This is a genomic window from Vibrio ostreicida (assembly GCF_013074385.2).
In the GTDB taxonomy this organism is placed as follows: Bacteria; Pseudomonadota; Gammaproteobacteria; order Enterobacterales; family Vibrionaceae; genus Vibrio; species Vibrio ostreicida.
On record NZ_JABEYA020000018.1, the window covers coordinates 90,068 to 112,637 of the forward strand.

Sequence of the window (22,570 nt, forward strand, 5' to 3'; positions counted from 1 at the left end):
GCTTTCTCAATAGGGTTAGTTAATACCACCGATGCGGTCAAATCGCACATCAGTTGGAATCCAGGACGGCAAAATACTGTCAGAATCACGTTCAAATTCGAAACTGATCCAGATTGCGACGGCTTTACCTACTAGATTAGCCTCTGGGACAAACCCCCAGAAACGACTGTCTTTACTGTTATCACGGTTATCTCCCATGACAAAGTATTGGCCTTCCGGTACCACCCATTCGTTCACACCACGTCGAGGCTGATATTGGTCCTCAAAGTTGGGGCGAGTTGGGTTGACGAGAATTTGGTGCTCTGTCGCTCCCAGCTTTTCATTGAGCTGGATGAGTGGCACAGAACCTATACGATACGGGCTTTCCTTGATTTCAGACAAAGGGACTTGAGTACACTGACTCTCACCTTTCGATTGAATACACAGCTCTTTTGTCCGGCTGTAACGCACGATATCACCGGGTAGCCCGACAACTCGTTTGATGTAATCCACACTTGGCTCTGGCGGATACTTAAAAACGACAATATCGCCTCTTTCAGGCCTACCTGTTTCAACCAGCTGCTTTCGCCAGACCGGATCTTTGAGACCATAAGCGTATTTTTCAACCAAAATAAAATCCCCGACCAATAAGGTCGGCATCATTGAGCCAGAAGGAATTTGAAAAGGCTCATAGATAAAGGAACGTAGAACCAACACTGCACCAATGACAGGAAAAATAGACACACTATTTTCAATCCACCAAGGCTGTTTGCTCAACTGCGCAACCGTCGATGAATCGAGACCGTTGGTCTTTGCCTCAAGCTCAGCTAACTTTGCTCTGCGCTGTTTAGCAAATATTAGTTTCTCTAGTACCCAAACGATACCAGTCACCAATGTGACAAGAACCAGAATCAGTGAAAATGTCTTCGCCATTGAATTCCCTTATCTCAGAAATACGAAAGTGAAAGAGTTCAAACCCTTTCACTCACCAAACATCTTATTAGGTCAACACCTAACAAGTTAATCTTTACCTACGTGTAATATCGCTAAGAAGGCTTCTTGAGGCAACTCAACATTACCGATTTGCTTCATCCGTTTCTTACCTTCTTTTTGCTTTTTCAGTAGCTTTTTCTTACGGCTCACATCACCACCATAACATTTAGCAATCACGTTTTTACGTAGCTGCTTAACGGTAGAACGAGCAATTATATGGTTACCAATCGCCGCCTGAATAGCAATATCAAACATCTGACGAGGGATAAACTCTTTCATCTTTTCAACAAGCTGACGACCACGTGTCTGGGAGTGTTCTTTATGAGTAATCATCGCAAGAGCATCGACCGTATCACCATTGAGAAGTACATCAACACGCACCATATTGGATGCTTCAAAGCGCTGGAAGTTGTAGTCCAAAGAAGCGTAACCGCGAGAGGTCGACTTGAGGCGATCGAAAAAGTCGAGTACAACTTCAGCCATAGGAATATCATACGTAACCGCAACTTGATTGCCGTGATAAACCATATCAACCTGAACACCCCGCTTCTCAACACACAAGGTAATTACGTTGCCCAAATATTCTGAAGGAACCAAAATATTACATCGAGCGATCGGCTCACGGATTTCTTCAATATCATTCACTGCAGGTAGCTTAGCTGGGCTGTCTACATAAAGTAACTGACCCCCCGCTTGCTCGACCTCATAAACAACCGTTGGTGCCGTTGTAATCAAATCTAAGTCATACTCACGCTCAAGACGTTCCTGAATGATCTCCATATGCAACATACCAAGGAAACCACAACGGAACCCAAAACCCAATGCCGCTGAATTTTCAGGCTCATAAAAGAGAGACGCGTCGTTTAAGCTCAGTTTGCCTAAGGCATCACGAAAGTTTTCGTAATCATCGGAAGACACAGGGAACAAACCTGCATAAACCTGAGGTTTGACTTTCTTAAAGCCTGGGAGAGGCGCTTGACATCCATTCTTTGCCAAGGTCAATGTATCCCCCACTGGCGCGCCAAGAATATCTTTAATACCACATACAACCCAACCAACTTCACCGGTTCTAAGTTCGGAGGTGTCGACCTGCTTAGGTGTAAAAATACCCAAGCGATCCACGCCCCAAACCTGTCCAGTACTCATGACCTTGATCTTGTCATTCTTGGTAAGAACACCATTTTTAATTCTTACTAAAGAAACAACACCGAGGTAATTATCAAACCAAGAATCAATGATTAAAGCTTGTAATGGTGACTCGGGGCTTCCTTCCGGCGATGGGATAGAGGCAACAATGTTTTCTAACACATCTTGAACACCTAATCCGGTTTTCGCTGAACATCGCGTTGCTTCAAGTGCATCGATACCCACAATTTCTTCGATTTCTTCTGCAACTCGCTCAGGATCTGCCGCTGGAAGATCAATCTTATTTAGGATAGGAACCACTTCCAGATCCATTTCAATTGCGGTGTAACAATTGGCCAGAGTTTGAGCCTCTACACCTTGGCCAGCATCGACGACCAAAAGGGCACCTTCACACGCAGCCAATGAGCGTGAGACTTCGTAAGCAAAGTCGACATGCCCAGGAGTGTCGATGAAATTTAACTGGTAGGTTTCACCGTCTTTGGCGGTGTAGTTGAGTGTCACACTTTGGGACTTAATGGTGATACCACGTTCACGCTCAAGATCCATCGAGTCTAAGACTTGCGAGGCCATTTCTCGATCACTTAATCCACCACAATCTTGGATCAAACGGTCAGAAAGGGTCGACTTACCATGGTCGATATGGGCGATTATCGAAAAGTTACGAATGTGCTTCATGATTTGGTGTGACAAACTCTTTAAAATAGGGACATAAGAAAGCCGTCTTAAGACGGAGTTTCAATCAAGGGGCAGATTCTACCCAATTTCTGTGCACTTCGCACTAGCTAATTGGCTCTCCCAATATACGGAGCAAAACCACACCTTGCATCGACTGACGCTCAACATTCAATGATAGCTTTTTCGCTAGGTAGATTCCTAATGCGGTACAGAGTGCAGATGACAGAATAACAGGGCCTTCACCAGCACCTAGCGCAGGAGCCAGCAACCATTGACCGCATAAAGCGCCGAGTATCATAGAAAATAATGGCACCAAATAAACCACCGCGGCAGATTGAAGTAAGCTCTTTTCTGGCAAACCAATTTCAACAACCTGCCCTTCCTTAACCAATTTATGCGTGCTTAAGTGCCAGTGGAGAGATTTATTGCCAAGTGCTTTCGACACGATCCCCGTACCACAATTTTTCTGTGAAGCGCAGCTATTACAACTGGTTTGTTGCTCACAACTCAGTTCTACATTGTACCCTGTAGGAACTGATGTAACAGAAGATACCGTCGCTAAGGCCGTCATCATGGCGTTAAACTCTTGTTTTTATCTATGGTCACTGATTGAGCGATACGTTTTGCTGTTGCTGGCGGGATATCACCAATAACAGAAATCTCTTTATCACCTTTTACGTAGCTATGAAGCGTTCGGCGCCCTTGTCGTACCAATTGCCCTTTCAGGGAATTACTGTCGCGTTCAGACACGTAGATGGAGAAACTGAATAAGCCATCGGTGAACATCTGTGTTTCAACCATTCGAGCAGTATCTTCCATTCTATAACGATTGAGCTCTTCAGATTCAAAGCCCTTTGGAATCCATCCAACATCCCAGAAACTCTCTTTTAACTTACCTTTTGGTAAAGAAAGGACTTCAGGCAGCTTGACCTCATTCAATCGACCCAAAATATCTGCAATTTTGTCGTTAACACTGAACGAAATTGTACGGAACTGCTCCAACACTTCACCGTCACGATCGACTAAATCGGCTCTCAGTGGCAATTTGGTTTGCTCGTCTATCCACAAGATATAGGAATAGCGCAACCCATCTTTGGGAGCAATTCTCAGCACTTGACATGCAGAACCTGCTTCGCGAGCACGACCCACTTGGACAAAATCGTAAAATTCTCCAAGTTGGTCAACATTGGAATTGAGTAAGGGGATTGTAGGCGCTACGATGTTGCCTGACTCAATGGTAAAGGGTTCAACACCCGGTTCGATGTAACTCACTTCATCACCGCGACGAATCACCTCCCTTAGCGAGCCACTCAGATAAACCAGATGCGCTAATTGTTGTTTATCATTGCGGGCATGACGATACAAAAGGGGTTCAATGCTGTTTTTCTTGATGAGGATATACGATAGCTCATAGTTGAGATGCTGACTGGCTTTGTTCATTTGAAGCAACAAAGCCTTCGCAGGCTTTTCGTCTGCGAAGGCTAATGGCGAGCTCAAACTGAACAGTGTCAGTACACTGATCAGAAATTTTCTCATTCAGCGACCGTCTCTAGTTTATCAGTACTGTTGCTACTTAAACGCAACTGCAATTCATAGTCTTGCAGCAGCGCATTAATATGGCGACGTTGTCCCTGAAGATTCGCTTCACTTGCTGGTGATGCTTGTTCAACAGAAGAGCGCGTTAAACTGACTGGGGCAGCGCTCCCAGAAAAAGGAATAGTTTGCAGCACGGGAAGCTGATCGGTTGCAGGCTGACCTGATTCACTCCCACCATACTGTTGCACACCCAATATCACCGCCAGTGAGACACAAGCCGCGACCGCAACCTGTCCAAACTGAGTCAGCCAGACAGGCAAATGGCGACGAGCGCGAGAAGGTACAGGCTGTGATTCCAGTGGTTGTTCGCTAATATCGACGATATTGTCGACAGTAAACGTTGAATGCACAGGTTCATCTTCCAGCGCGAGCGCCACGTTCTGTGCGATATTCCATTCCAACCTTTCTGGCGCCTCACCTCTCATTACATCACCGATCAGGTGAAAGTGATTCCACGTTGCAAGTCCATCTTGCTCTATTTCTGTAATTAGAGCCTTATCGACCAGTTCCCCATCCATAAGTGCTGAAAGTTTTTCTTTGTCAGCCATTCTCTTCACCATAATTTATGCTGGTACTAGCGTTGCAAAAGTGGCTGAATTTTATTTTCAACCGCTTCACGTGCGCGGAAGATACGAGATCGTACCGTTCCAACAGGGCAATCCATTACTGCCGCGATCTCTTCATAACTTAAACCATCTAGTTCTCGAAGAGTCATCGCCGTTTTTAAATCATCGGGTAGTGCTTCGATTGCACTGAAAACTACGCGTTTCAACTCATTGGACAACGTTAAATTCTCAGGGTTCGAAATTTCTTTCAATGCACTACCTGTTTCGTAATATTCAGCTTCTTCAGTATCCACATCCTGTGCTGGTGGACGGCGCCCTTGAGCAACGATATGATTTTTGGCGGTATTAACCGCGATTCGATATAACCAAGTATAGAAAGCACTTTCGCCACGAAAACTTGGTATTGCACGGTACGCTTTTATAAATGCTTCTTGTGCGACGTCAGGTACATCTCCAGGATTGTTGACGTAGCGAGAAATAAGGTTGCAAACTTTGTTTTGGTACTTCGTTACCAATAAGTTAAATGCTTGCTTATCTCCATTCTGAACGCGCTCAATTAATACTTGGTCAGTCAGAGGCTCGTTCATTCGAGCATGTACTCCTATTGTTATTTTCAACCCTATCTTATTCCGACATGGGTATTACTTCTGCAAAATGTAGTATTGACACCACTGCTTACTTGAGCACTATTGTGACTCAGCAATAAAAGTAAAGTTCAAACTTTCTTCAAAATTTATTTGAGAAATCATGTAACGATGACTTTATGCTTCAGATTGTGATGATGAAAGGTACGAAAAGCAATATTATTTACGAAGAATTGCCTTCACCCAAATGCTACTATAGCGTAATGAATCTGGCACGCTCAGAGTCCGAATTGCAATTTAAATATTTGTTTAAGAATATATACGCTCTGTGAATGACGCTTTCAATTGGAGTAGCGTCAGTTCAATCTAACTCGGGAATTTAAAAGTTTTATGAACGCAAACCGTGAACATCAGTGTGATGTGTTAGTGGTGGGTAGTGGTGCAGCAGGTCTCTCACTCGCCCTGCGTGTCGCACAGCATGGCAAAATCATTGTGTTAAGCAAAGGACCACGCAGCGAAGGGGCCACGTATTACGCCCAAGGCGGTATTGCTGCTGTTTTTGATGAGTCGGACAGTATTGAATCTCATGTTCAGGATACGCTCATTGCAGGTGCTGGCCTTTGTGAAAAAGACACCGTTGAATTTATTGCTCAGAATGCAAAAAGCTGTGTCCAATGGCTTATTGATGGCGGCGTCCCTTTTGATCGCGAAGACGGCGATAGTGATGACAATCCACGCTACCACTTAACGCGCGAAGGCGGACATAGCCATCGTCGTATTTTGCACGCCGCAGACGCCACCGGAATGGCAATGCAAACCTCCCTGCAAGATAATGCCCACCATCATCCAAATATCACTGTTTTAGAACGGTACAATGCTCTTGACTTGATTTGTGAAGACAAAATCGGGGGTGACAGTAACAAGGTGGTAGGCGCCTACATTTGGAACCGTAATCAAGAACATGTCGAAACTGTACGAGCGAAATTTGTCGTACTTGCCACTGGTGGGGCATCAAAAGTATACCAATACACCTCAAATCCGGATGTGTCTTCTGGTGATGGTATCGCCATTGCGTGGCGGGCAGGCTGCCGAGTTGCCAATATGGAATTCAACCAATTCCACCCGACCTGTCTCTATCATCCTGAAGCACGAAACTTTCTATTGACCGAAGCCCTTCGTGGAGAGGGTGCTTATCTGATCAGGCCAGATGGCTCTCGCTTTATGCCCGACTTTGACCAAAGAGAAGAACTCGCGCCGCGAGATGTGGTTGCCCGAGCAATAGACTTTGAAATGAAACGTCTTGGGGCCGATTGCATGTATCTTGATATCAGCCATAAGCCAGCGGACTTTATCGAAAAACACTTCCCTACCATCTATTCACGTTTGATGGATTTGGGTATCGATATGACAAAAGAAGCTATCCCCGTTGTGCCTGCCGCTCACTACACCTGCGGTGGCGTAATCGTCAACAAGCAAGGTGAAACCGACCTTTCTCAATTGTATGCAATTGGCGAAGTGAGTTATACCGGCCTCCATGGTGCTAACCGGATGGCGTCCAATTCCTTACTAGAATGTGTTGTTTACGCTTGGTCTGCCGCCCGCGACATTATTCAACGTTTAGAGAATGCAAATATGCCTCCTTCTTTACCGCACTGGGACGAAAGCCAAGTGACCTGTTCTGACGAGGAAGTGGTCATCCAGCACAACTGGCATGAATTGAGGTTATTCATGTGGGATTACATGGGGATTGTACGCACGAATAAACGACTGGAACGCGCATTGCGTCGTATTCAACTCCTTCAGCAAGAAACACACGAATATTACAGCCATTTTAGGGTTTCAAATAATTTGCTTGAACTGCGCAACTTGCTACAAGTAGCTGAACTCATGGTCCGTTGTGCTATGGAGCGTAAGGAAAGTAGAGGCTTACACTACACTCTCGATTACCCTGAGTTGGACCAAAATAGCGGCCCAACGATACTCAAGCCACACTAAGGGTTAACATCACTCGTTGGGGGGAGCTTCGGCTTCCTTTCTCAATAATACGAGTAGTTGTCGATAACGGCGTTCAGAAACACTGTCTCGCCACAATATTCTGTTCTCACTGTTTTTGACGATAAAGATAATTGCGAACGATGAGCAACTTAACAAATGCAGGCTGATGTTAAGGCGTTGACCATTACATTCACATCCTGCGGTATGAAAAAAAACGAGGTTTCCCAATAACGGTTTGGCGAGCAAAGATGACAGTGAACGAGTACATAACACAGCGCCCAGTAGGCTTATGCTGGGAGCCAAGGGAAAGTCAGAAGAGACAACGACATAAAAGGTCAACAGCATCAGGGCGGTGTTGACCTTTTTGGCCAATAATGAGGGCGTTGAAAATAACCTAACGCATTTTGCTGAGGTTATGGGCAACAATTTTATCAACCATCGACGCATGTGCAAGGTTGTCACTACGCCCATGCCCCATAATCCAAGTAAATAAATCAGGGTCATCACACTCTAGCAAAGAGACAAAATTACGCTGTTCATCGCTCTGGAGATCGTCAAAACACTCTTCAAAAAATGGCATAATAACAACATCCAACTCCAACATTCCTCGACGGCATGCCCATTTTACACGTGCTTTTTCTTCCGCTTTATACATTATTTTTCCTCACCGGTTCGGTTGTTAGCGACGAGTGTAGCAAGCAAAACATTCAACAACCACTACGTCAGTCACACTACCGAGCGAGCCATGCCACATCCAACCCTCATTCTGACCACTCTAAAGCTTGTCCATGATGCCATTTAAACGCTAACATAGCCCTACTACTCTATGCCCTTTTAGGTAAACTCAATGAACTGTCAACATGATTTCCCCTCTTTTCCTCTATCGAGCTCGGATACCCTTCCCTCATTATCCCTCACCTTACTCACATCATGGAGTACCATCTGGATGGAGGGTGAAGACAAACTGCCCTATATTCAGGGCCAAGTAACATGTGACGTAGGCCACTTAGATGAGAAAGAGTCAACCTTCGGTGCCCATTGTGATGCAAAAGGAAAAGTTTGGAGTGTGTTTCGTCTGTTCCACCACAGGCAAGGCTACTCAATGTTTCAGCCTAAGTCAGCGGTCGATGCAGAACTCGCTGAATTAAAAAAGTACGCGATTTTTTCCAAAGTAAATATCGTTGAAAGCAACGATGTCCTGCTCGGACTCATTGGTAACGACGCCCAAATGGTTATTGATGGTTTATCTGATCACAAAGGCGATGTGAGACCGATCCAAGGAGGCAACGCGGTTAAAATTGATCAACAGCGCTGGTTACTTGTTCTTGAGCCAGAGTCAGCTGATCAATTGTGTCAAACCATAGAGGCAACCAAAGTCTCAGAAGCACTTTGGACTCGTTTAGATATTGAAGCGGGCTTTCCTTTCGTCACCAAAGCACATCAAATCGAGCATATTCCACAAGCGCTTAATCTTCAGGCATTGGGAGGAATCAGTTTCTCCAAAGGGTGCTATACCGGTCAGGAAACTGTCGCTCGGGCAAAATATCGTGGTATGAATAAACGTTCTTTGCACATCATTCAAGGCAAAGTAAAGGCACCATTGTCCGGCGAAATCGAAATTGAACGGGCCGTAGGAGATAACTGGCGCAGTGCCAGTCAACTCATGAGCTACCATCACTTTAGTGACGGTCAGTGTATCGGCTCCATTGTCTTACCCAACAACCTAGATGCACAGACCCAGTTTCGCCTCAAAAATGAACCAGAGTCCATTTGGACAATGGTTCCACTGCCATACTCGCTCGCAGAGGATTCGTAGACAGCAAGATCGCCAGCGGAAGTTTTTACGTAAAAAGCCGATACCTATTATGCCTTTATCGTTAGGCGACGCTTTAATTGGCGTTTGTTGAACCCTAAGCCCGTGACCGTAACTGCCCGCCCGCTGCTGCGGGCTTTTTTATACATAAATTTGACAGAGAATTAGCAATTTCTAAAAAAGATAATCTATTCTTAAGAATGTCATAATTCTCGGGTTTACTATGCACTTACTGGCAATCCGAGTTAAGTTCCATTTTCAGAACATAAGTGAGGTGATTGTCACGATAAATTGGATATTTATCCGGATTCTTTGCCATAGCAACACAAATATCCAATAAAATACGGTTTACTGCATATTTCTCCAGTTGAATCACATTATTACCAAGGAGAAATTCGTATACTTCGCAGTGCTTGCTAACCATAAGGATTGTCTATGAGACTGTTTAAGCGCTATACACCAGGTATGATTGCTAAACACATAAGCCGGCTATTTAAGGGAAGAATTTATATCTACGGCATAGGTAGATTCGAGTTTGATAATGGCAAACTCATACTCCCAGACAAAGCAGAAAAGCGCCATTTTCAGACAGTAAAAGAAGTCAATCAAGAGATCATGAGACTTCGCTGCTCGTACGCTTGATACTGAAATTATGAAAAGGCTGGCGACGCTAGCCTTTTCGAGTTTAACCTTAAAATCTGGCCAGTGTGGGCAACTCGCCTTTCAATCCTAAAGCCCGCTTAATGATTTCGTCTTTCGCTCCCGGAAGGCGTCCCACCAGCGTCATGCCCAAGTTCCTGACGATTTTCTTCGCGGGGTTATCGCTGGAAAATAAGTCTTTAAACCCTTGCATTGCGGCTATCATTTTCGCTGCTTCTGCCTTACGCCATCGCTCGTAAAACCTTAAATTTCTTTTAGAACCAATATCCTCACCTTTACGCCATAAGGCGATCACTTCTTGCGCTAGGCTAGCAGCGTCAAGAAGGCCTAAGTTGGCGCCCTGTCCAGCCAACGGGTGAATGGTATGTGCCGCATCACCAACCAAAGCGACTCGCTCTGTGACAAAATCCCTTGCATATCTCATTTTGAGTGGAAAGGAAAAACGTTCACCAACAACGTCACACAAACCTAACCTAGCATCAAATTCCGCGGTAAGCGATTTATTGAACTCAGCGTCCGTCATCGACATTAGCTTGTTTGCACGAGAAGGCTCAGTCGACCAAACAATTGAGCTCATATGGGCGTCACCTAAGGGCAAAAAAGCCAGAGGCCCCTGTGGAGTAAAGATCTGGCGTGCAACCTTTTGGTGAGCTTCTGCTGTAGACACATTAGCGACAATAGCATTGTGCCCATAATCCCAATGGGTCAATGGGATATCTTGCTGCTGACGTACCCAAGAATTCGCCCCGTCAGCACCAATAACGAGTTTGCTCGTTAACGCTTGTCCATTATCGAGTGTCAACCAAGCTTCACTTTCCCCAATAGACATGGATTTGCATTGAGCGGGCATAAACAAGGTTACATTGTCTTGGTTTTTGACTTGTTCGAGCAAAGAAAGTTGAATAACTCGATTTTCGATGATGTGCCCCAAATCGGGCTGCGCGAGTTTCTGAGCATCAAATTCAAGGCGGGAAAAGCTGTCCTGTTCCCATACTTCCATCGCAGTGTATGGCGCAGCTCGGCGCTGAACCATGCCATCCCAAGCGCCTACATTGCGCAGCACGCGTTCACTGGCTCGACTCAATGCAGAGACCCTAACGTCATAAGAATCAGTAAGTTCAAGATCAGGAGCATGGGATTCAATCACTGCTACTCTCAAATCGGTATCTTTAAATGTGGCGGCAAGCGTCAAACCAACCATACCGCCACCGACAATAACAATATCAACACTTTGAATCATATCAATTCAATCCTTATTTACACGATTAGCGCTCTACTAAACCTAACGTTCTCAATAACAGAGGCGATTTTAGCACGGGAAAATGGTCCATCACCGATAAGCCAACATTACGTCCAATACGCAGGGTCATGTAGTCATTCGAAAAAATATGCACCAGAGAGGAGGTTAGAGAAATGACGGTTTCACGATCATTTTCACGACGCATTTTAAACTGACGCAACACGGAGTAAGACCCTGGGTCTGTGTGACTGGCCGCGATAAGTTCCGCCAATGTCGCAACATCACGTATACCTAAGTTAAACCCTTGCCCCGCAATAGGATGAAGAGTCTGTGCCGCATTACCGACAACAGCAAAACGGTGGGATGTATTCTGCGGGCGATAGCTTAGTTTTAAAGGATAAGAAGAACGCTGACCCACCTTTTCCAGTTTGCCTAAACGCCAGCCAAAGGCAGCCTGTAACTCGTTAAGAAACATAGCGTCACTTAAACCCATGACACGTTGCGACTCATCAGGCTTTAAACACCAAACCAAAGATAATCTGCCTTCACTCATCGGCAATAAAGCGAGTGGGCCTGACGACGTAAAGCGCTCAAACGCCTGCCCACAATGAGGCTCTGCCGTAGTAATATTCGCAATCACTGCGACTTGGTGGAAATCTTGCTCGGTGACGTCTAAACCTATCTGCTGACAGCAAACGGAGGTTGCACCATCCGCAGCGACCAATAACTTCCCAACGATCTCTTGTCCGCCATTAACGCGAACTCGCACTTGGTGTTGATCACGTTCAACATGCTCAACCGACGTCGGGCACAGTAACGTAATGTGTTTGTCCCTCATCGCCATATCAACCAATATACGCCCAACATCGGACAGTTCCACAACATAGCCTAAAGCTTCAAGCCCTAATTCCTCGGTGGTTATATCTGTCATACCAATATGAGTTCGGTCAGAGACCTGAATATGCTTGATCGCCGTAGCCACATGAGAAATATCGTGCCAAAGTTCGAACTGCTTAAGAATATTCACTGTGCCATAAGACAGAGCGATGGACCGAGCGTCAAAGCCTGGGTGAACCTGAGCTTTGAGATCAAACGACTCGACCACCGCAATAGAAAGAGGCTTGTCAGATAACTTATTGATGGCCAGGGCCAGCGTCATACCTGCCATTGCACCACCGGCAATGACAACGTCAAACTTTGTCATAGCTTTCCCTGATTAGTGAATCGTCGGAGGCGTTTCTTGACTGACTTTCTGACCTAACTCAGCATGAATAATGAGCGCGCAAGCCTTGACGTGTTCGATGACGTGCTCAAGCAATTGAGCCTGTTCTTGCAAGTCATCATCTTCGTCAATGCCCAAACGAGCGATTTCTTCTAAATCAGCCAATGCTTCTTTCACATCTGTTGATGTTTTTTTTAGCTCGGCCCCGGCAAGCCCTAGCCCAGAGATATAATGGTTAACCCATTCAGCAACAGCATCTGCGGTCTCGAACAGACTGTTACGGCTTTGTTCGTCTGGGAGCATTATAGAGATGTCCATCTCAGTGCCCGTAAACTCTTTGATTGTCACATCCAAAGTTGACTGAGCAAGCTGCAAGGAGTTTGTCGGCCAGCCCAGACCATCATTGGTGTAATCAAAAAGTAGTGGTTGCCAGCTGTTGTCCGTCAGATTCAAACCACCACTGACCATTCCGGCAAGAAGCCCGTGTAACTCAGCAGGGTTAACAGCAAGACCAGCGGATTGCAGTGCATTAGCCAAAGTCAGGTACTCTGGCAGATTGCTTTTGCTCATAATTAGACCTAATTTAAGCTAAATAAACGAGATTCTACCATTTACCAACAAAACCGAAAACGCACGATTACACAATTGTGGCCAGCATTTATACAATTTGCCCAATTACTGTGTTATTGCGCTCTGTTTTACCTCGCTTGGTAGGGAAAAGCTTGAATCTTAACTGGCCTTTTTCTATAGTTTCCTCCTTGGTGATTGTCTGCATATCACCCTTAATAACGCATCTAGAGTCGGTATGAACAATCAAGCGGTTGAAGTCGAAATTTTAGGCAAGTTAACTCGGGTCAATTGTCCCGAAGGTCAAGAGACATCTTTGCGTGAGGCTGCTCAACGTCTTGATGACCGTTTGAAAGATATGGCCGCCAAAACGAAAATAACCAACGAAGTTCAGCTGTTAACTTTCGTTGCACTTAACTTCTGTCATGAACTTGAAAGCCGTGATAGAGTGGAACAAGATCATAACGTTGCTGTAGACGAAAAATTAGAACAATTGATTACATTGCTCAATGATGCAATGAGTCACCACAGCAGTACGCTTGATAACTGATATAAAATAAATTTACCCTAGAGTGTTCGTGAGGGGATTACGTCCCCGAGCCGATAAGCAATAACCCAGGGTTAGTACTTGATAACTATTGAGCAAGCTCGGCTTGTACCGAGAAGCCTACGGTTAACATTGCTGACCCGCCTTGAACTAGCTGGTTCAAGGGTCAAAATCTCCAACGGCACTCTGGGGTATCCTTTTCCCTACCCTACAGCGGGTATTGTTATGATACTTTCACGAACAGAACTACGCGCCCTCATACGAAATAAACGCCTTCAATTGACAGATGAAGAACAAATCTTCGCAAGCACCTCCCTAGTCAGTCAGTTTTCTCAATTGCCCGAAATGTCTTCTGTTCAACATATTGCTCTATACCTCAGCGTAGATGGTGAAATAGACACCGCCCCATTAATTGACTGGTTGTGGCAACGAGGCAAGACCATCTATCTTCCAGTTATTCACCCTTTTTCAGCTGGGCATTTGCTCTTTTTACGCTACGAACCACACACTCCTTTAGTCCTTAATCGCTATAAGATAAAGGAACCCAGATTGGATGTAACTGAGATCCTACCCGCTCATAAACTGGATATCATTTGTACACCGCTGGTTGCTTTTGATCACAACGGACACCGATTGGGGATGGGCGGAGGTTACTACGATCGTACTCTCGAGCCATGGTTTAAGAACCAATCGGGCCCCAAGCCCATTGGGCTCGCCCATCAATGCCAGAAAATTGACCAACTGCCGATTGAATCATGGGATGTGCCTTTACCTAAAATAGTGACGCCCGTAGAACTCTGTGATTGGGAATAGTCATCGATAGATTATATAATCGCCGCAAAATTTTTAAATGAAACCCTACTCAGGAGATGTGCATGACTCAGGATGAAATGAAAAAAGACGCTGGTTGGGCAGCACTCAAATTTGTCGAAAAAGACTCTATTGTTGGTGTTGGTACAGGCTCTACCGTCAATCACTTCATAGACGCTCTGGCTAGCATTAAAGAGGACATTAAGGGCGCTGTTTCAAGCTCAGATGCCTCTACTCTAAAGCTCAAGCAATTGGGTATCGAAGTATTTGACTGTAATCAAGTGGCAAGTCTTGATGTCTACGTCGATGGTGCCGATGAAATTAACGCAGCACGTGACATGATCAAAGGTGGAGGCGCTGCCCTAACCCGAGAAAAAATCGTCGCAGCCATCGCAGAAAAGTTCGTGTGTATTATCGATGATACCAAAGCGGTCAATGTACTCGGTGAATTCCCTCTTCCTGTTGAAGTGATCCCAATGGCTCGCTCTTATGTCGCTCGAGAATTGGTTAAACTCGGCGGAGATCCTGCGTATCGAGAAGGTGTGGTCACCGATAATGGCAATGTTATTTTGGATGTCTACAATATGACGATCACAAATCCTAAACAGATGGAAGATCTCATCAATTCGATCGCGGGGGTCGTCACTGTTGGACTTTTTGCTCACCGAGGGGCCGATATCGTCATAACCGGAACCGCTCAAGGGGCAATAATTGAAGATTAATTAGCATCCTTTTCGTCATTTCACGACAAACGGCACCATTAGGTGCCGTTTTTCTATTTCATCTTAGGTGAATTATGTCTTATAACGTAATTTTCTTACCCAAAATGGTTTTTTTTTGTTAATTTAATGGACAGGATATAGGCAAGGTAAACGTTTGCTTTCCATTTTTCGCTGATTAAACGTTTACCTTATTAAGATTATGAGCCCTTTGCGCTGATTAAGCTCCAAATTTTATATTTTAAGGAAGAAAAGCATGGCTAAAGTTTCACTAGAAAAAGATAAAATCAAGATCCTGCTCCTTGAAGGACTCCACCCCTCATCTGTAGAAGTCCTTAAGGCTGCTGGCTACACAAATATCGAGTATCATAAGGGCTCATTACCTGAAGAAGAGCTTCTAAAAGCCGTTAAGGACGTTCACTTTATTGGTATTCGTTCCCGAACTCACCTTTCTCAGCAAGTCATCGATTCCGCAGAAAAATTAGTCGCCATTGGTTGTTTTTGTATCGGAACCAATCAGGTCGATCTCGGTGCTGCCGCCTCACGTGGTATTCCGGTATTTAACGCCCCATTCTCAAATACTCGCAGCGTAGCGGAGCTAGTGCTTGGGCAAATTCTGTTACTGCTCAGAGGCATTCCTGAAAAAAATGCTTTAGCACATCGAGGGATCTGGAAGAAAAGTGCCGACAGTTCTTTTGAAGCTCGAGGAAAAAGGCTAGGCATTATCGGCTACGGTCACATCGGAACCCAGCTTGGTATTATTGCCGAAAACTTGGGCATGCGCGTTTATTATTACGATATAGAAAATAAACTGTCATTAGGCAACGCCACACAACTGCATTCATTAAACGATCTGCTTAATACATGTGATGTCATTTCTATGCATGTCCCAGAAACCCATGAAACCAAGAACATGATGGGCGCAGAACAATTTGAACGCATGAAGCCTGGCGCAATTTTTATTAATGCTGCGCGTGGCACCGTGGTCGATCTTGAAGCACTATGCCATGCGATGGAATCACAACACCTTTCAGGCGCGGCGATCGATGTCTTTCCTACGGAACCAAAAACCAACTCAGATCCATTTGAGTCGCCATTGCAAAAGTTTGATAACGTCATTCTGACGCCACATGTTGGGGGTTCAACTCAGGAGGCTCAAGAAAACATCGGGGTCGAAGTCGCCGGAAAGCTCGCAAAATATTCCGACAATGGTTCAACATTATCGAGCGTCAACTTCCCTGAAGTCTCTTTGGCAGAACATCGTGATTGTTCACGTTTACTGCATATACATAAGAATCGTCCCGGCATTTTGACTCAAATTAACACCATTTTTGCAACAGAAGGGATCAATATCGCCGGTCAGTACCTTCAAACCAGCGCAGACATTGGTTATGTTGTTATCGATGTCGAAACAGGCCGGTCGGAAGAAGCTTTGACGAAACTCAAAAGCATCGAAGGGACCATCCGAGCACGAATCCTACACTAATCTCCCATCCGTTCATAAAGAGCCACCGTTCTTTGGTGGCTTTCTCTCTAGAATCTAAAATCAACAGCTCAAGCCTGACGACTCCTCTCTTTATCTCAAAAACATCGTAAACACTCGCTTAACCAGTTGTATTATTTAAAAATAAATACATATGTAATCTTAATCACACAAATTACTTATACAAATAATACAATGCGAAATGAGTCAAATAATAGTTCGCCTCAATATCAAAAAACACTTTATCTAGGATAGAAAGAATGAAAGCAACGACACTGTTTACTGGCTGCTTGGCAATGAGTCTGTCTGCCGGCGCCCTAGCCAAACCGCTGGTTATCGCACACCGCGGAGCATCGGGGTATCTACCTGAGCATACGTTAGCCGCAAAAGCGTTGGCGTACGCAATGAAACCGGACTACATCGAGCAAGATGTGGTCATGACTAAAGATGACCATTTAGTTGTGTTGCATGATCATTATCTCGACCGAGTCACTAATGTCGCCGAACAATTCCCAGAGGGTGCTCGTGATGATGGTCGTTACTACGCGATCGACTTTACCCTTGAGCAAATAAAATCTCTTGAAGTCACTGAAGGCTTCAAAATCGACAACGAAGGTAAAAAAGTTGCCGGATACCCTGACCGCTTCCCGATGTGGAAATCTAACTTTACTGTGCCAACGTTAGCGGAGGAAATCGAACTGATTCAAGGCTTAAATAATACTCTCGGTTACGATATTGGTCTGTATCCCGAGATAAAAGCACCTTGGTTCCACCGTCATGAAGGCAAAGATATTTCAAAAGCCGTACTCAAAATACTGAAAGAATATGGCTACGTTAACCAGAATGATAAGGTCTATTTACAAAGCTTTGATGCCAATGAGCTGCAACGCATCAGGAATGATCTGATGCCTGAAATGAAAATGGACCTAAAGTTGGTTCAACTGATGGCCTACACTGATTGGAATGAAACCATGGTCTATGCGAAGGGTCAAGCGACACCCTATAGCTATGACTGGATGTTTGAACCAGAAGGGATGAAAAAAGTGGCGACTTACGCACAAGGCATAGGGCCTTGGAAGCCTATGTTAGTCGATGATGCTTCTACCCAAAACAAGATTATTATCAAGCCATTGATGAAGCTGGCAAAAACCGCAGGGCTTGACGTTCACCCTTATACTTTTCGTGCCGACCCTGGGCGTATCCCACCCTACACAGACAACTTTGAAGGTATGATGGACATTTTCTATAACCAAGTGAGAGTCGATGGTTTATTTACCGACTTTCCTGACAAAGCCGTCGATTTCTTGAAACACAACTAAAAGTAAAAGCCTTAGTTTAGGGCTAGGGCTTTCTCAATCTTTATACCTTTAGTGCGCGCTCACCACGTGCAATTCCAACCACACCGCTTCGCGCGACTTCAACCACCTCAGTGACTTCAGAGATGGCTTGAATGAAAGCATCGAGTTTCTCACTTGTTCCCGTCAATTGGACGGTATATTGCGTAGCGGTCACATCAACGATCTGTCCACGAAAAATATCAGCGGTACGCTTTACTTCTTCACGAATAAACCCACTGGCCCTGACCTTGACCATCATCAGTTCACGCTCGATGTGTTCAACCTCAGTCACTTCTTGTACTTTTAACACATCAATCAGTTTGTTGAGTTGTTTTTGGATCTGCTCAAGCTGCATGTCGTCAGAAATCGTCGTAATATTCAACCGAGACAGTGTCTCATCATCTGTGGGAGACACCGTCAGAGATTCTATATTATAGCCGCGCTGTGAGAACAAACCGACGACGCGAGAAAGCGCGCCTGATTGGTTTTCCAATAAAAGCGAAATGATATGTCTCATATTAGGTTCTCTCCGTCTTGCTCAACCACATTTTGTCCATGCCTTCGCCTTTTATCTGCATTGGATAAACATGTTCAGTGTCATCAACACTGATATCAACAAACACCAAACGATCCTTCATTTCAAGGGCGCTTTTCAAACCAGCCTCTAACTCGTCAGGAGATGAGATGCGCATTCCAACGTGTCCGTAAGCTTCTGCAATGGCAGCAAAATCTGGAACAGAATCCATGTAAGAGTTGGAGTGCCGTCCTTGATAGACAATATCCTGCCATTGCTTGACCATACCTAAAAAGCGATTATTTAAGTTAATAATCTTAACGGGTATGTTGTACTGCAAGGCAGTGGAGAGTTCTTGTATATTCATTTGAATACTGCCATCTCCCGTAACCACAACCACCTCTGCTTCAGGCTTAGCGAATTTCACCCCCATTGCGGCAGGAAGGCCAAAGCCCATGGTGCCCAATCCTCCAGAATTAATCCAACGACGAGGTTTGTTGAACGGATAATACAAAGCGGCAAACATTTGGTGTTGCCCAACATCCGACGCGACGTAAGCTTCTCCATTTGTCACTTTGTGCAACGTTTCAATCACTTGTTGAGGCTTGATACGTTCCGAAGATTTGTCATAGTTCAGACACTGGCGACGTTGCCATACCTTAATGTCATCCCACCAGCGGCTAAGAGTATCTGGTGAACGAGAACCCGCAGTTTCTGCAAGGACGTGAAGCATACTTTGCAATACTTTTTCCGCTGAACCAACAATAGGTAAATCGACTTTAACGTTTTTAGAAATGGAGGAAGGATCAATGTCAATGTGCATCACCTTCGCATTGGGGCAATATTTCTCTAGATTGTTCGTAGTACGATCATCAAATCGGACACCAACACCAAAAATGAGATCCGCATTGTGCATGGCCATGTTTGCTTCATAAACACCGTGCATACCCAACATCCCTAAAAAATTCTGGTGTTCACCGGGAAATGCTCCAAGCCCCATAAGGGTGCTGACCACGGGTAAATTTAAGGTTTCAGATAACGTTAACAAATGGGCGTCTGCTTCTGAAATAATGGCGCCACCGCCAATATAAAGTACTGGCTTTTCAGCTGAAAGTAATGCTTTTAACGCTTTTTTAATTTGACCTTTATGCCCTGTCGTCGTCGGTTTATATGATCGCATTGACAGGCTATTGGGGTATTCATACGGCAACTTTATTTGAGGGTTTAGCACGTCTTTCGGGATATCAATAACCACAGGCCCAGGACGTCCTGTGGTAGAAATATAAAACGCCTTCTTCATGACCTCTGGAATATCTTCTGCTTTTTTGACCAAAAAGCTGTGCTTCACAATGGGGCGAGAGACACCCACTATGTCACATTCCTGAAAAGCATCATTACCAATCAGGCTATTCGGAACATTGCCCGAGATCACTATCATTGGGATAGAATCCATATACGCAGTGGCGATACCTGTCACGGTATTGGTCGCCCCTGGCCCTGAGCAAACCAACACTACTCCGGGTTTCCCTGTTGCACGTGTATAGCCATCTGCCATGTGGGTCGCTGCCTGTTCGTGCCGAACTAAGACATGTTTAATTTTATCTGTTTTCGCATGAAGGGCATCGTAAATATCCAGAACCGAACCACCTGGATAACCAAAAATTTGTTCGACCTCTTCTTCTATAAGAGATTGAACCACCATCTCTGCACCGGACAACATTGTCGTCATATTACTCTCCTCATCAGCTTGCCAATTAGTATGGTCAACCAATTGGGCCGATTTTACATAGTCTAGGTCTTATTCGTAGCCTAATCGAAATACTTCCACTTTTCGGCTATGTCTTATGCTGCTATAACGCAGTATAAGTTCACGCAACAAATGTAACGCTTTCTTTTCAACGGGTCTAATGAGACTTACGTCACACTAAGCCGTAAGTGTCATAAAAATAAACTTTAATGGCATTTAAACCTAAGAAATTAAAAAAATCAGCTTTTAATGTGAGATTTTAAAAATAATAAGATCAATATTTCTCATAAATGAATTATAAATAGTAAAATTAACGCCAATAACTTTCTTCAAAGCGATAAAAAAATCCCTCATCGATTTGGCAGTTACGACTGAGGGATTTTTGACCAGAACTCATGTTAATCAGGGCTTAAGAGGATTTTTTTCGGTCTTATCACTGTACATTTCTTCAATTTCGTCCTGATATTTGTCGTTAATGACCTTACGGCGCAATTTCTGCGTGGGCGTTAATTCGCCTTTATCCATTGAAAATGCAGTGGGTAACAGTTTAAATTTCTTTACTTGCTCAAACTTGGCGAGCTCTTTTTGCAAATTATTCACTCGCTCTTCTAACATTTCAACGACTTGATGATGCTTGATGAGCTCTATACGGTCATGGTATTTGATATTTAAATCTTTGGCGTACTGTTCCAAGCTATCATAACAAGGAACAATCAAGGCGGAGACAAACTTTCTGGTATCGGCAATCACTGCGATTTGCTCGATAAAATGGTCTTTACCTATCGCTCCTTCAATCATTTGCGGAGCAATGTATTTACCACCTGAGGTTTTCATCAGTTCTTTAATCCGGTCGGTAATAAACAGGTTACCGTTCTCATCAATGTGGCCTGCATCACCAGTTTTTAAAAAGCCGTGCTCATCAAATGTTTGGGCGGTTTCTTCGGGGAGATTGTAGTAACCTCGCATCACCATAGGACCTCGCACCAAAATTTCGTTATTGTTGCCAATTTTGACCTGCGCCCCAGGCATCGACATACCAATAGAGTCAGGACTAAAACACTGGTCATCCCAGCAAGACACTGTCGCCGTCGTCTCTGTCATACCATATCCAAGCTTGATATTGATACCTATCGCGTGGAAAAAACGACCAATGTTTGCATCTAGTTTAGCGCCACCGCAGGGCATAAAATTGATTTGTCCACCGAGTAGGGCTCTCATTTTTGTTAGAACTAACTTGTCCGCGAGCGCATGCGCCTGTCTAAGAAGGATGGATGGTTGATAGCCATCTTGGTAGCAAACCGCCATCTTGGCCCCCATATTAACCGCCCACGTAAAGAGTACCTTGCGAAATAGAGGGGCTTTATCGACTTTTTCATGGATAGCGGAGAATATTTTTTCATAGAAACGAGGTACAGCAGACATGACAGTTGGCCGTACTTCACTTAAAGCCTCACGGACCTGCATAGTATTCTGAAGGTAGCAGTTAACCGCTCCCTTATATAAGACATAGAAAGTCCAAGCTCGTTCAAACACATGAGCCAAAGGTAGGAAACACAATGAAACATCGGATTCAGATAGACTCAGTCGCTGATCATGGCCTTCCAGCTGAGCTGCAATATTTGCATAATCCAACATGACCCCCTTTGGCTGGCCTGTGGTTCCAGAGGTATAAATCAACGTCAAAAGATCGTCAAAGTTAGCCTGCGCAAGACGATGATCGAGCTCATTACGCTGCTCTTCTGCGATGTTCACACTGAACTTCTGCCAACCAATAGCAAACTCATGATCCGCAATATCAATGTCATCTGACATCGCCACGATCCATTCTAAGGTCTCGCATTGTTCAAAAATGGTGACGGCCGCATCAAATTGGGACTGCTCACCAACAAACAATATCCGTACGTCGGCATTCTTAAGAATGTACTCAGACTGAGCAGCGGTATTGCTTGGATAGATTGGGACGGTCACCGCCCGAACTTGCAAAGCAGCAAAGTCCGCGATAGTCCATTGTGGCATGTTGCTGGAAAAAATACCGATCTTATCTTGAACGTTGATCCCATGGGTCAGTAAAGCCATCGAAACAGCATCCATTTGCTGACCAAATTGTTTCCAGCTTATACCGTTCCACATATCGCCCATTTTATACTTGAGCGCAATGCCATCGCCGCGCTGAGCAACCTGTTGACGAATTTTTTTGACGATATGAAAATCTAAGTTAGCCATCTTTCACTACCTTTAGCTTACACATGTAAGCTTTTTTTGAGCGGGCAAGTGTACATTTCAGGTAATAAAAGGCAACTGACGGTCGTCAAAGTTCTCGACTGGACAATAAAAAACCTTGAATTATTTGATAAGATTCAAGGTTTTACTGGTATTA

21 protein-coding genes and 1 other RNA gene are annotated in these 22,570 nt (G+C 44.6%); 9 read left to right on the forward strand and 13 right to left on the reverse strand.

Annotation, left to right across the window (positions count from 1 at the left end; genetic code table 11):
- Nucleotides 1-15: 15 nt before the first annotated feature.
- The 6 genes from lepB to rpoE form a co-directional block, all read right to left on the reverse strand.
- Entirely contained in the window at nucleotides 16-912 is an 897-nt protein-coding gene (gene lepB, locus HLM86_RS17550; RefSeq protein ID WP_076589994.1) for a signal peptidase I, read from the reverse strand.
- 87 nt (nucleotides 913-999) lie between these two features.
- Nucleotides 1,000-2,793 carry a translation elongation factor 4 gene (gene lepA, locus HLM86_RS17555; RefSeq protein WP_076589992.1) on the reverse strand — a complete coding sequence of 598 codons (1,794 nt, stop codon included), beginning with the start codon at nucleotides 2,791-2,793 and terminating at the stop codon, nucleotides 1,000-1,002.
- Between the two features lie 103 nt (nucleotides 2,794-2,896).
- Nucleotides 2,897-3,367, reverse strand: a complete 471-nt coding sequence (locus HLM86_RS17560) for a SoxR reducing system RseC family protein (protein ID WP_076589990.1) — start codon at nucleotides 3,365-3,367, stop codon at nucleotides 2,897-2,899.
- Nucleotides 3,364-4,329 carry a sigma-E factor regulatory protein RseB gene (gene rseB, locus HLM86_RS17565; protein WP_076589988.1) on the reverse strand — a complete coding sequence of 322 codons (966 nt, stop codon included), beginning with the start codon at nucleotides 4,327-4,329 and terminating at the stop codon, nucleotides 3,364-3,366. The genes HLM86_RS17560 and rseB overlap by 4 nt, the downstream gene beginning before the upstream one ends.
- Entirely contained in the window at nucleotides 4,326-4,937 is a 612-nt protein-coding gene (locus tag HLM86_RS17570; RefSeq protein WP_076589987.1) for an RseA family anti-sigma factor, read from the reverse strand. The genes rseB and HLM86_RS17570 overlap by 4 nt, the downstream gene beginning before the upstream one ends.
- Before the next feature lie 26 nt (nucleotides 4,938-4,963).
- On the reverse strand, nucleotides 4,964-5,542 hold the full coding sequence (gene rpoE / locus HLM86_RS17575) for an RNA polymerase sigma factor RpoE (protein ID WP_076589985.1): 579 nt from the start codon (nucleotides 5,540-5,542) through the stop codon (nucleotides 4,964-4,966).
- A 387-nt stretch (nucleotides 5,543-5,929) separates the two neighbouring features.
- Between rpoE and nadB the strand changes: the two genes are divergently transcribed.
- Nucleotides 5,930-7,534, forward strand: a complete 1,605-nt coding sequence (gene nadB, locus HLM86_RS17580) for an L-aspartate oxidase (RefSeq protein ID WP_076589983.1) — start codon at nucleotides 5,930-5,932, stop codon at nucleotides 7,532-7,534.
- 394 nt (nucleotides 7,535-7,928) lie between these two features.
- On the opposite strand, the gene HLM86_RS17585 is transcribed toward nadB, so the two are convergent.
- Nucleotides 7,929-8,189 carry an FAD assembly factor SdhE gene (locus HLM86_RS17585; protein ID WP_076589980.1) on the reverse strand — a complete coding sequence of 87 codons (261 nt, stop codon included), beginning with the start codon at nucleotides 8,187-8,189 and terminating at the stop codon, nucleotides 7,929-7,931.
- A gap of 192 nt (nucleotides 8,190-8,381) precedes the next feature.
- Between HLM86_RS17585 and ygfZ the strand changes: the two genes are divergently transcribed.
- Nucleotides 8,382-9,350: a tRNA-modifying protein YgfZ gene (gene ygfZ, locus HLM86_RS17590; RefSeq protein WP_170883456.1), complete on the forward strand. Its 969-nt coding sequence runs from the start codon at nucleotides 8,382-8,384 to the stop codon at nucleotides 9,348-9,350.
- A 432-nt stretch (nucleotides 9,351-9,782) separates the two neighbouring features.
- Entirely contained in the window at nucleotides 9,783-9,989 is a 207-nt protein-coding gene (locus tag HLM86_RS17600) for a DUF1107 domain-containing protein (RefSeq protein WP_076589974.1), read from the forward strand.
- Between the two features lie 49 nt (nucleotides 9,990-10,038).
- On the opposite strand, the gene HLM86_RS17605 is transcribed toward HLM86_RS17600, so the two are convergent.
- The 3 genes from HLM86_RS17605 to HLM86_RS17615 are packed head-to-tail and all read right to left on the reverse strand — an operon-like array spanning nucleotide 10,039 to nucleotide 13,039.
- Nucleotides 10,039-11,247, reverse strand: a complete 1,209-nt coding sequence (locus HLM86_RS17605; RefSeq protein ID WP_076589972.1) for an FAD-dependent 2-octaprenylphenol hydroxylase — start codon at nucleotides 11,245-11,247, stop codon at nucleotides 10,039-10,041.
- 25 nt (nucleotides 11,248-11,272) lie between these two features.
- Entirely contained in the window at nucleotides 11,273-12,451 is a 1,179-nt protein-coding gene (ubiH, locus tag HLM86_RS17610) for a 2-octaprenyl-6-methoxyphenyl hydroxylase (RefSeq protein WP_076589970.1), read from the reverse strand.
- Nucleotides 12,452-12,463: 12 nt separating this feature from the next.
- Nucleotides 12,464-13,039, reverse strand: coding sequence for a YecA/YgfB family protein (locus HLM86_RS17615; protein ID WP_076589968.1), 576 nt, complete (start codon nucleotides 13,037-13,039; stop codon nucleotides 12,464-12,466).
- 235 nt (nucleotides 13,040-13,274) lie between these two features.
- Here HLM86_RS17615 and HLM86_RS17620 point away from each other — a divergent pair, with 235 nt between their 5' ends.
- From HLM86_RS17620 to glpQ, 6 genes are all read left to right on the forward strand, one after another.
- Entirely contained in the window at nucleotides 13,275-13,586 is a 312-nt protein-coding gene (locus HLM86_RS17620; protein WP_076589966.1) for a cell division protein ZapA, read from the forward strand.
- Between the two features lie 11 nt (nucleotides 13,587-13,597).
- Nucleotides 13,598-13,780, forward strand: a non-coding RNA gene (ssrS, locus tag HLM86_RS17625) — 6S RNA.
- Between the two features lie 28 nt (nucleotides 13,781-13,808).
- Nucleotides 13,809-14,396, forward strand: a complete 588-nt coding sequence (locus HLM86_RS17630) for a 5-formyltetrahydrofolate cyclo-ligase (protein ID WP_076589964.1) — start codon at nucleotides 13,809-13,811, stop codon at nucleotides 14,394-14,396.
- A gap of 62 nt (nucleotides 14,397-14,458) precedes the next feature.
- The gene (gene rpiA, locus HLM86_RS17635; protein WP_076589963.1) at nucleotides 14,459-15,115 is read left to right on the forward strand and encodes a ribose-5-phosphate isomerase RpiA; all 657 of its coding nucleotides are present in this window, start codon (nucleotides 14,459-14,461) and stop codon (nucleotides 15,113-15,115) included.
- A gap of 253 nt (nucleotides 15,116-15,368) precedes the next feature.
- The gene (gene serA / locus HLM86_RS17640; protein WP_076589961.1) at nucleotides 15,369-16,598 is read left to right on the forward strand and encodes a phosphoglycerate dehydrogenase; all 1,230 of its coding nucleotides are present in this window, start codon (nucleotides 15,369-15,371) and stop codon (nucleotides 16,596-16,598) included.
- A gap of 257 nt (nucleotides 16,599-16,855) precedes the next feature.
- On the forward strand, nucleotides 16,856-17,914 hold the full coding sequence (gene glpQ / locus HLM86_RS17645) for a glycerophosphodiester phosphodiesterase (RefSeq protein WP_076589959.1): 1,059 nt from the start codon (nucleotides 16,856-16,858) through the stop codon (nucleotides 17,912-17,914).
- A gap of 40 nt (nucleotides 17,915-17,954) precedes the next feature.
- Here glpQ and ilvN read toward each other — a convergent pair whose 3' ends face one another.
- The 3 genes from ilvN to HLM86_RS17660 form a co-directional block, all read right to left on the reverse strand.
- Entirely contained in the window at nucleotides 17,955-18,449 is a 495-nt protein-coding gene (gene ilvN, locus HLM86_RS17650) for an acetolactate synthase small subunit (RefSeq protein WP_076589957.1), read from the reverse strand.
- Between the two features lies 1 nt (nucleotide 18,450).
- The gene (locus tag HLM86_RS17655) at nucleotides 18,451-20,175 is read right to left on the reverse strand and encodes an acetolactate synthase 3 large subunit (RefSeq protein ID WP_076589956.1); all 1,725 of its coding nucleotides are present in this window, start codon (nucleotides 20,173-20,175) and stop codon (nucleotides 18,451-18,453) included.
- 420 nt (nucleotides 20,176-20,595) lie between these two features.
- Nucleotides 20,596-22,416 carry an AMP-dependent synthetase/ligase gene (locus tag HLM86_RS17660; RefSeq protein WP_076589954.1) on the reverse strand — a complete coding sequence of 607 codons (1,821 nt, stop codon included), beginning with the start codon at nucleotides 22,414-22,416 and terminating at the stop codon, nucleotides 20,596-20,598.
- Nucleotides 22,417-22,570 lie beyond the last annotated feature (154 nt).